The organism is Oceanobacillus sp. HCA-5259 (assembly GCF_037892815.1).
Lineage (GTDB): Bacteria > Bacillota > Bacilli > Bacillales > Amphibacillaceae > Oceanobacillus > Oceanobacillus indicireducens.
On the sequence record NZ_JBBKBV010000057.1, the window covers coordinates 1 to 10,558 of the forward strand.

At 37.6% G+C, this 10,558-nt stretch carries 9 protein-coding genes; 3 read left to right on the forward strand and 6 right to left on the reverse strand.

Annotation, left to right across the window (positions count from 1 at the left end; translation table 11 throughout):
* Positions 1-19: 19 nt before the first annotated feature.
* Both WKU33_RS18375 and WKU33_RS18380 read right to left on the reverse strand, forming a co-directional pair.
* Positions 20-1,408: a sodium:solute symporter family transporter gene (locus tag WKU33_RS18375; RefSeq protein WP_340456014.1), complete on the reverse strand. Its 1,389-nt coding sequence runs from the start codon at positions 1,406-1,408 to the stop codon at positions 20-22.
* 468 nt (positions 1,409-1,876) lie between these two features.
* Positions 1,877-3,505, reverse strand: a complete 1,629-nt coding sequence (locus tag WKU33_RS18380; protein ID WP_340456016.1) for a PucR family transcriptional regulator — start codon at positions 3,503-3,505, stop codon at positions 1,877-1,879.
* Positions 3,506-3,724: 219 nt separating this feature from the next.
* Between WKU33_RS18380 and WKU33_RS18385 the strand changes: the two genes are divergently transcribed.
* From WKU33_RS18385 to WKU33_RS18395, 3 genes are all read left to right on the forward strand, one after another.
* Entirely contained in the window at positions 3,725-5,086 is a 1,362-nt protein-coding gene (locus tag WKU33_RS18385) for an aspartate aminotransferase family protein (RefSeq protein WP_340456018.1), read from the forward strand.
* 81 nt (positions 5,087-5,167) lie between these two features.
* Positions 5,168-6,628 carry a CoA-acylating methylmalonate-semialdehyde dehydrogenase gene (locus tag WKU33_RS18390; protein ID WP_340456020.1) on the forward strand — a complete coding sequence of 487 codons (1,461 nt, stop codon included), beginning with the start codon at positions 5,168-5,170 and terminating at the stop codon, positions 6,626-6,628.
* 128 nt (positions 6,629-6,756) lie between these two features.
* Positions 6,757-7,119 carry a DUF2200 domain-containing protein gene (locus tag WKU33_RS18395; RefSeq protein WP_336252119.1) on the forward strand — a complete coding sequence of 121 codons (363 nt, stop codon included), beginning with the start codon at positions 6,757-6,759 and terminating at the stop codon, positions 7,117-7,119.
* Positions 7,120-7,125: 6 nt separating this feature from the next.
* Here WKU33_RS18395 and WKU33_RS18400 read toward each other — a convergent pair whose 3' ends face one another.
* The 4 genes from WKU33_RS18400 to WKU33_RS18415 all read right to left on the reverse strand — a co-directional run.
* Positions 7,126-7,287, reverse strand: coding sequence for a hypothetical protein (locus WKU33_RS18400; RefSeq protein WP_340456022.1), 162 nt, complete (start codon positions 7,285-7,287; stop codon positions 7,126-7,128).
* Positions 7,288-7,488: 201 nt separating this feature from the next.
* A complete protein-coding gene (locus WKU33_RS18405) occupies positions 7,489-7,947 on the reverse strand; it encodes a metal ABC transporter substrate-binding protein (RefSeq protein ID WP_340456024.1) in 459 nt (152 codons plus the stop codon).
* 594 nt (positions 7,948-8,541) lie between these two features.
* Positions 8,542-10,050 (reverse strand): PH domain-containing protein, encoded by a 1,509-nt coding sequence (locus WKU33_RS18410; RefSeq protein WP_340456026.1) that lies wholly within the window; start codon positions 10,048-10,050, stop codon positions 8,542-8,544.
* Positions 10,040-10,558 (reverse strand): PH domain-containing protein (locus tag WKU33_RS18415; protein WP_340456028.1); only part of this gene is annotated, 519 nt, incomplete at its 5' end. The genes WKU33_RS18410 and WKU33_RS18415, both read right to left, overlap by 11 nt.

The following is a 10,558-nucleotide window of genomic DNA, read 5'->3' on the forward strand; positions in this document are numbered from 1 at the left end:
ATTAATATATAACTTTAAATTAGGCAGCTTTTTTAGATTTTTTTTCTTCTTTTAATAGTAGGTTTCCTAAGAAGACGGTGATTAATCCCGCAATTAAGCCATAAATAATGGCATTTAAAGAAGTAATGCCTTCAATAATAAGAGTAGTTATTACAACAAGTGAGCTAACTATCATTACAGACAATGCAACCTTTTTAGATACTGACTTGAAGAATAAAGCAATAACAATAGGAATGAACAAAGTACCGGAAAGCAGTGCGTATGCTAAATCAAGTGCTAATACAATGTTTTGTAGTTCGGAAGCAATAAATATTCCTACTACACCCATTCCTAATACGGCCAATCGAGTAAAACGTATTTTGTTCTTTTCTGTTTTTATCTTTTTCAAAGGCGATATAATATCATTTATAAAAACTGTTGAAGCAGCCATCAATGTACCTGATGCTGTAGACATAGCTGCGGAAATTGCCGCTGCAAGTGTTATCCCTATAAGCCCAGTTGGAAGTATAGTAACAATAAGAGTTGGTAAAGCTTGTTGTGGATCAATAAGATTAGGAATTAGAACACTAGCAAAAGTACCAATGAGTGCTCCGGATATTCCATATATTACACAATAAATTCCAGCTATTATTGTACCATTCTTAACGACAACTTTACTCTTACCTGTAAACGCTCTTTGCCAAACATCTTGTCCTATCATCATCCCGAAAAAGTATAGCAAGGCGTAAGAAAAAACTCTGTCCCAACCCATATTGGATAAATTTAGATGGTCACTGCTTATTTTCGTTGTTAATCCTTCAATACCACCCAGTTGAAAAAAACTAAATGGAAGTAAAATCAAAATCAATCCGATAGTCATAACCCAAAATTGCATGACATCAGTCATTGTTACAGCCCACATGCCTCCTAATAAAGTATAAATTACAACAACTGCACCTCCAATGAAAATAGCAAAGAAGAGAGACCATTCGAAGAGGGTCGAAAATAATACACCTACAGCAATGGTGGAGGTCACCATAACCATAATATTATATACAATTATAATAATAGCGCTGTACAGTCGGCTACTAAACCCGAATCTATTTGCTAGTAATTCACTAACACTAAATATATTTAAATTACCTAATTTGTTAGTAAAAAATAAACCAAACCCGATAATCCCAAGACCTATCATAGTAACCATCCACATGCCTGATATTCCGAATTGATATCCGAGTGCTGTGCCTCCAAAAGTCGATGCTCCACCTAGAACTACTGCAGCCATCGCAGGAACAAAAGAACCATAGCCAAGCCTCCTACCTGCTACAACATAATCAGCCTGGCTTTTGATTTTTTTAATACTAAGAAAACCAATAGTAATTAGGACTGCAAAATAGATAATTATTAGGAAAAAATCGAAACTCGTCAAATTAACTCACCTCAAATTATTTTTTAAGTAAAAGAAAATATCACCAAGTATTGAAATGTAATTTATTGATGATGGTCATTTGATAAAAAAGCAAGAGACTGGCTCAGTTTTAAAATCATTAAATTAAAATCCGGGTTTGTAAGCGCTATCTATTGTCGGTATAGATAAATAAGATAGATGATTGTGATTATCTATCTTGTAGTATTAGTTATTGAGGTTATGTTTAAAAGCCATAATACACTAGAACCAATGTAATAATGTATTAGAGTTACTTTATACATTGAATGTTCCCATAAATCACCCTCTTTGGATTATTGATTAAATAACATTCTGCTATATACTATTTCAAATATCTACAGACAAATTGTAAAAGATATAAAGAAACATGTATACACTTTGTTAATTTTTTTGCTCGGGTTAACAAGTCATTGTATAAATTAAAGAAGAGGTCACCAATATGCCTCTTCTTTAATTTATCTTATTTGTATTACTCAAAAACGCATAAGCCCCAATTGCAAGCTCAATCGCCTGCCGATTCGTCGGATTCATAAAATCTTCTCCCATCAGTTCCTCAATCTTTTCCAAGCGATGGTATAATGTTTGCCTCACGATGGATAGCCGTTCCGATGTTTCCTTTTTGGATCCCATCGTTTCCAAGTACACAGCAAGTGTCTGCAGTAAATCATTCTTCGTTTGTTGTTGATGATCTAGCAGCGGCCCTAAGTAATCCGAGACATATGCTTCCAATTCATGCTTAGGAAGGTTGATCAACAACCGGTAAATCCCAATATCCTCAAAGAACAAGATATCTAGAATATCCATTTTTTGAATTGCTAGTACCGCACTTGCTTCATCGTAACACTTACTTAATTTAGAATAATCCTTTTGCAGACTGCTAACGCCAATATAACAGTCTTTCCCTCGGAAAATATTATCTTTATGACTGTTTTTAATCGCTTCCGTAATCAATGTGAACGTGTTAGTGTCGCTAGTTGCATAACTGCTCTTATAATAAGAAGCAATTACAGCAATATTATTCTTCGTAATGGAGATCGCAGGGAAGAAATTATATCTTTTAAAAATGGAGCGGAGAATAATCGATTGCTGGAGCTTTATCTCTTCCCAATCCTCATCTCTTATCTCCTTACGATAAGAGCTATTTTCAATCATGATTAAGCGGTAATAAAGGTTCTCAGCCGGAGCAGGTAAAAACTTTAATGCAGCAGTCGATTCATATTCCTCTCCGTGCAATAACTGTTGCACCAGATTCTCTTCTTGATTCTGTTTTCTTTCCTCGATTGTTTTATTCCTTAGCATAATCTGGGCAATGGCTAAAGTGGCACGGTCAACAATGGAGAAAGCGAACTCATCCAATTCCCCGCTTCGTTGTTGAATATAAAGATCTCCCCATGAAGAGCCGAGCCCTTTAATTGGGAAAGCAGTGTAGTAGTCACCATGGAGAAAGACTTCATGATAGGGTTCGACTTCTCTTTTTTCGTTAATTAGAGAAAGGATAGATTCTGCTTGGTCTTTGTTTTTAAGTGGATAGTAGAATAACTGTTTATCATCAGAAATAAGTAAAACATTCAAATGAAAAGATTCATATAATTTCTTTAGTATTTTCAAAATCCCGTTCGGTTCTAAAGACAATTCGTTAAACGCATTGGAAAGATCATGGAGATGCTTTAGTTGTTCATGGTGACTATTAATAATGATCGTATGTAAATCCTGGGTAATATCTACAAATTTCACGACATCTGGGAATATAATAATTGGAAAATCATGATGATTAGCGAATTCAATAATCGCAGGCTCAATTTCCTGAACATGAGTCCCGAGTTCCATACAGAGTCCCGCAACTTCCAGTTCAATCAATTTCTTTAACTTAGAAATCCCATCTTTAGAGTCAAGTGGCATATTAGAGCCAGTTGTTAAAATAAGTTCCCCGCCATTGATAAATGAATCAAACGCTTCCATTTCTAGAATGTGTGTCCATTTAATCTCCCGGTCGACTCCCTTTTCACCAGTAATTAAGGTTGCTCCTTTAAATAACTTTCGCTTTAAGATATCTCTTACCGTTACCTTAAAATTCCCCATCAGTTCCCCTCCAAATTGTTAAATAAATTTCTTAATAATTTTACTTTATGTAAGATGATATTATTTTCGGAACAGTGTAAACTCAATTATGGAATGGGACCCAAGGTATGTCAACCCAAGTAGTTGAATAAATTTACAATCACATTTTGAATACAACAGGAAAAACAGACTGTACATTTCGTCAAAAAATATTTTTATTATGGAAGGGAGACATTTGAAATGAAAGCGCTGCAACAAACAGAAAAATTATCACTGGAAGAAAAGGATCGTCAGTATGTTTGGCACCATATTTCTCCTTATCGGGAAGAAGGAGCAACAATGATTGTTGAGAAAGGCGAAGGTTCCTGGATTACCGATCAGAATGGCAATCGTTATTTAGACGGTATGTCTGGGCTATGGTGTGTGAATGTCGGTTACGGACGGGAGGAATTAGCTGAGGCTGCTGCAGAACAAATAAAGAAAATCGCTTATACGCCTATGACGAATAGTCACGAGCCAGCGATTGAACTGGCAGCAAAGGTCAATAGCATGCTGGATGACGACTATGTGATGTTCTATTCCAACAGTGGATCGGACGCGAATGAGGTTGCGTTTAAAATCGCTCGCCAATACCACCAGCAAAACGGAGACCCGAACCGTTACAAAGTGATTTCCCGTTACCGTGCATACCATGGCAGTTCGATGGGGGCTCTTTCGGCAACAGGGCAAGCGTTAAGAAAATATAAATATGAGCCACTTTCATCTGGTTTCTTACATGTTTCTCCACCGGATAACTACCGTAAACCGGATAACGTAACGGTAGAAGAATACAACTTACAAAAGGCAAGAGAAATTGAAGAGACGATCAATTATGAGCAAAAGGAATCCATCGCAGCAGTAATTATGGAACCGCTCATAACTGGAGGCGGAGTCATTATGCCTCATGAAGTGTATGTCCAGGAAGTGGAGCGTATTTGTGAGCGCCACGGCGTCCTGCTCATTATTGATGAGGTCATTTGTGGTTTCGGTCGAACTGGTAAAGCATTCGGTCACCAGCAGTTCAACATTAAGCCAGATATCATTACAATGGCAAAAGGTTTAACGAGTGCGTATTTACCGTTATCGATTACGGCTGTTCGTAAAGATATTTACGAAGCATTTAAAGGAACGGAAGATAATCATCATTTCCGTCACGTGAACACGTTCGGCGGTAATCCGGCAGCTTGTGCCGTTGCCCTTAAAAATATTGAGATTATGGAACGGGAGAATCTGTTTGAACGCTCTGAACAACTGGGTGCAAAGCTATTGCAAGGACTAGAAGAGCTGGAAAATCATCCTAACGTTGGTAATGTCCGTGGACTCGGCCTACTTGCCGGAATTGAAATTGTAGAAGATAAAGAAACGAAGGAGCCTGCTTCCAATGACCGGATTGCCAAGCTTATCGGAGCATGTAAAGCGAAAGGCTTAATCATTGGCCGGAACGGGGACACGGTTGCAGGGCAAAACAACATTTTAACGCTTAGCCCGCCGTTATCTTCAACAGATGAAGACATTGATTTCATCCTGCAAGTTCTGAATGAAGTATTTGCCGAAAATAAATAACGCAAGGGAGAGTCTCAGAAGGGAAGTATTGGAAGTAATTGAAAAAGTATTATCGTAAACACATAGAAGGAGGAATTTCACGTGGCACAAACAGCAGTAGAAGTATTAAAAAACTATATTGGTGGTAAATGGGTGGAAGCAAATACAGATAAGTCGGAACCGGTTTACAACCCGGCGACTGGAGAGGTTATCGCACATGTGCCGATTTCATCCGCAGAAGATGTAGAACATGCGGTAGAAACCGCAAACGAAGCATTCCAGGAGTGGAAGGAGTTAGCGGTACCACGCCGTGCACGGATTCTATTTAAATATCAGCAGTTACTAGTAGATAATTGGGATGAGCTTGCCCGTCTCATAACAATTGAAAACGGGAAAAACTTTGAGGAAGCCCAAGGTGAAGTTCAACGCGGCATTGAAAATGTCGAGTTTGCAGCAGGTGCACCTTCACTCATGATGGGTGATTCGCTTCCGTCGATTGCAACAGGACTCGAATCAGGGGTATATCGTTACCCAATCGGCGTAATCGGCGGAATCACACCGTTCAACTTCCCGATGATGGTTCCTGCTTGGATGTTCCCAATGGCAATCGCTACTGGAAATACATTCGTATTGAAGCCGTCTGAACGGACACCACTCCTTGCGAACCGTCTAGCGGAGCTTTTAGAAGAAGCAGGTTTGCCGGCAGGGGTATTCAATATTGTCCACGGTGCCCATGATGTTGTAAATGGTTTAATTGACCATGAAAAAGTAGCAGCAATTTCGTTCGTCGGTTCGCAGCCGGTAGCAGAGTATGTTTATAAGCGGGGAACGGATAAGCTGAAACGTGTTCAAGCATTGGCTGGTGCGAAAAACCACTCGATTGTATTAGGTGATGCGAACTTGGAGAACGCAGCGACCCAAATTCTAAATGCAGCATTTGGTTCAGCAGGTGAGCGCTGTATGGCAGCATCTGTCGTCGCGGTAGAGGAATCAGTGGCAGATGAGTTTATTGCTTTATTAAAACAAAAAGCAGATGACGTTCAAATCGGCAACGGTTTAGACGAAGGAATTTTCCTCGGACCGGTTATCCGTGAACAGCATAAAGAGCGTACGTTAAGTTATATTGAAAAAGGTGAGAAGGAAGGAGCAAAACTTGTCCGTGATGGACGTAAAGACGAAGCGGTGAAAGAAGCAGGCTACTTTGTCGGCCCAACGATTTTTGACAATGTCACGCCGAACATGAAAATCTGGCAAGATGAAATTTTTGCACCGGTCCTGTCGATCTCTCGAGTGAAAGATTTAGACGAAGCAGTAGAGCTTTCCAATAAGTCCCGCTTTGCAAACGGTGCATGTATCTTCACGAAAGATGGAGGAAGCGTACGCCAATTCAGAGAAACAATTGATGCAGGTATGCTGGGAGTGAATATCGGAGTTCCAGCACCAATGGCATTCTTCCCGTTCTCTGGCTGGAAAGATTCCTTTTACGGTGACTTGCATGCGAACGGAAAAGATGGACTCAACTTCTATACGCGTAAGAAAGTGATTACAACAAGATGGGTGTAAAATGAATCATTGTTTGAATGAAAAGCGCAGGAATATTTCTTGCGCTTTTTTCCTGTTTTGAGCGTTATTTAAGCCGAATGATGATAAAATAAAGGGATAGGCTACGAATAGTCGAAAGGAGAATGTAAATGGCTAAACACCGTATATATACGATGAGCTTTTCAAGTGTATATCCCCACTATATAACGAAAGCAGAGAAAAAAGATCGCACAAAGGAAGAGGTCGATGAAATCATTCGCTGGCTGACAGGCTATAGCCAAGACGAACTGGAAGCACATCTCGAAAAACAGACGGACTTTGAAACATTCTTTGCGGAAGCCCCAAAGTTGAATCCTTCGCGCTCTTTGATTAAAGGTGTCATTTGCGGAGTTCGGGTAGAAGAGATAGAGGAACCATTGATGCAGGAAATTCGCTATATGGATAAATTGATTGATGAGTTGGCGAAAGGGAAAAAGATGGAGAAGATTTTACGGACACCAGCCCCGCTCTAACTGTGTTTAAATATAACCCATGCTTCTTCTATAAAAAAGGGAGCATGGGTTTATTATAATGATTAAGTCTTGCGCACCAATCTCATCTTGAACGACTCTGGACAGCCGGTTCTCACTATTCTGTTCAAAGAGAATATATTCCAAATCAAATTCTTCCGCTGTCTTCATTATTGCTACCAAATCTTTTTAAGAAGGTTCTTCACTGGAGGACAGGCCGCTGATTGTGATTTGCTGTATGCCATAACGTTCTTCCCAGTAACCAAAAGCGAAATTGATCTGCTGATCAGAAATGAGAGCTTCACCATCATACGTATTATCTTGTAATTCATCTACTACTTGCTAATCATCTTCAGCTGGATCCAACGCAAACTAATGCCAATGGTCATGCTCTGAATCAATGTGTAAGTTCGCAGTTAACTCAATAATGTCACCTGTATGATAGTGGTCAGACAACCCCTGGATTTCGATGGCATGTTCATCTTCATGTTCATGGTCTGAGCCTTCCTGAGTACCTTTTTGGAAAAGCTCCTCATGTTTCCCGATTTCAATCAAGGCTATGTCTTCTAATCCTAAGGCCTCTGAAACACTATTTGCAAAACCTTCCATTCCAGCTCCAATGTAAATGAAAGCATCACTGGCAGCAAAATCAGTCATTTCTTTTGATGTCGGTTCATACATATGACCATCAACACCGGGTGGGAAGACCGAATGAACCGTAACGGTATCTCCACCGATTTCTTCTACAATGTATTGCAATGGATATACCGTTGTGTAGATCGTAATGTCTTCACTCGATTCATCCACCCTGTTATCCTGGTCCCTCTTCATTCGGTGAAGAGCACCTCAACAAGTGTAAAAAAATATGTATTATACGCTCTGATGATATATTCTTTCGTCCTTAGCTTTTCTTCTTTCTTTATTTCATAAGTAATAATATATCGTAATGATTTCGATTTATAAATAGGAATTGTTACGATTAATAATTATTTAAGGGTAGCTTAAATTTTTAACAAAGTGCGAACGAGATGATATACAAAACAAATAATACGGTAGTAAGTGATTAAGTGATCATTGAGAAGTGAACTACTGAAGAGATTAGAATCTTTCAATCAAGTATATTGAAGTAGCACCGACAGCGATTTGCGGACAGAATGAGCTATTAAATGTAGATAAAGGAGCTATAAATGCTGTACTAAGCCAGAGATGTTAAATAGTATGAATATATTAGGCCGCTACCACCGACTTAACACCTATTAAGCACCCATGCAACACGGGCATTCGATTCTAAGCACTCTTTAGTGGTGCCCAGCTCCTTCTCAAACAGATACTAAGAATCGGACGTTAAAGTCAATGGAAGCAGCTAAAGATGTGGGTCAGTTATTTGACAAAGAGCTATCATCTAGGAGTGTGTTTCGTTGTTAACTATGGGTTTTCGACCTCTTCCACAAACCATCTTTGACATTTATGTGCGATTTGTATGGGAATGTCATGCATAGTAATAACTTTAGCGGGTCTAGCTCTCGTAGTGACTTTTAATGAGGAAAGACCCAATTTTCTTTGTATCATTGTTTCCGTTATCATTATGCGTTCTATTTTATCTTTCCTCATAATAAACATTCTATTGGTAATAGCGATTTTTTTGAGTTGTAGAAAAGGCCCGTTAAGAGAATAACCACTAAATAGTCCGCTTAACATTTGAGAAGTGATGGTTATAATAAAAATCAATAACGCAATATACCAAAATCCTGGGAAAAAAAGAACAATACTTACAGGTAATAAAAGCCAGATATACATGCTTCTTAATAATTTCACATATAAGGAGCGCTTCGGAATTTTCGTTATGCTTCTTGTTATCTCGAACGACGGTAGCACTTCAGGAATCAACTTAATTACTTTCTTATTGTTTATAAAAGGGAATAAAATATTAGAAGCCTTAACATCTTCGTCTTTTATATCAGTAGAACTGATTAGTTTCACATTTACTATACTCAACATCTTATGAATGAATCCACTATTAATATTTAGAGCCTGTATTTTATCTTTTGGTATGGAGAAACTTGTTTTGCTTCCTATTCCTTTTTCAATATAAATGCGATAAGAATCAGAAGTGACTTTTAATCCACCGTATTGTATGTATGTTTTTAGTAACCCATATGCCATAGAACTAACTATTAACAAAATAACTCCTAGAATCATCATTTCCGCAGAATGTCGGAAAAATATTAATGCTTTATTGATATATTCTTCAATAGAAAGGAATTCACTTAATTGCGAATAAATTGAGTATAAAACACTAAGAAAGAAAAGTAAGCGAAGCGAAGTAAGAGAAGCAATAAGAATTTCACTTAATTTTATTTCATAATGATTTTTTTCAGTAAAAGATGCTCTCTTTTTGGAATTTGTTTTCAGTTCTTCTTCCTTTACCTCCTTCTTGACTTGGTCGTTTAAATGGATATTACTATATTTTGAAAGTGTCTTTTTAATATTGTCAGCTTCCTTTAAGGAAATCATTTCTAATTTGACAGAGCTATTATTATCACTGGAACCAACATCGATTAATAATGATGTGAGTCCAAGTATTCGATGAATAAAAGAAGTGTTTTGATTTATTCCTTGGATATTTTCTAATGGAAAATATCTTTTCATCATAACAAATTGCCCTTTTTGGACAAAAAGTTCTTTTTGGTTAAGATAGTATCCGAAACGCTTCCACTCCAATATAGTTGTTCCTACTTGATAAATGACAAATAATGCAATTAAACTTATTCCGTATATCGAAAATAAAGAATTTGAGGATATATCCAAGATAATAAACAAAAATAAAATAAACGCTATTAGACTCTTTATAGATTTAAATAGTTTGAAACCGATCCAGAGGGGATGCAGTTTCCTTAAATAACGAGTTTGTTTATAGACATGTTCAGTCTCCATCGGCAACCCCCTTTTCTTTATATAAATCAGTCAAGGAACTAATATAATTACGGATTTCTGTAGCTTTTTTTTCAGGAAGATTTGGAATCTCATGAATATAACCCACGGTTCCGATTTTTATAGTTGCCAACTTGTAACGTTGTAAAACAGGACCTTGGTAGGTATCAACATTATTCATAGGAATGATCATATGTGTTTTTTTGAAAGCCCCACCGTGTTTTAATTGGATACAAGTGCTATCAATTTCATATCTCCATGTTTTTTGCTTATAAACGGGTAGGATAATAAGTTCTACTATGGCGGAAACACAAGTAATTGCTATTAATGAATAGATAACGAATCCTATCCAGGAATGCCATTGATAGGAGTAATATAGATATAGAAGAAAGAATAGTAAACTTAAAAAAGTAATTGTATAGATGGTATCAGTTATTCTCCATACTTTTATGGCATCCAGCGAGATTTTTTGTGTTGGTTCTTTTAGTACATACATTTTTATTCCTCTCCT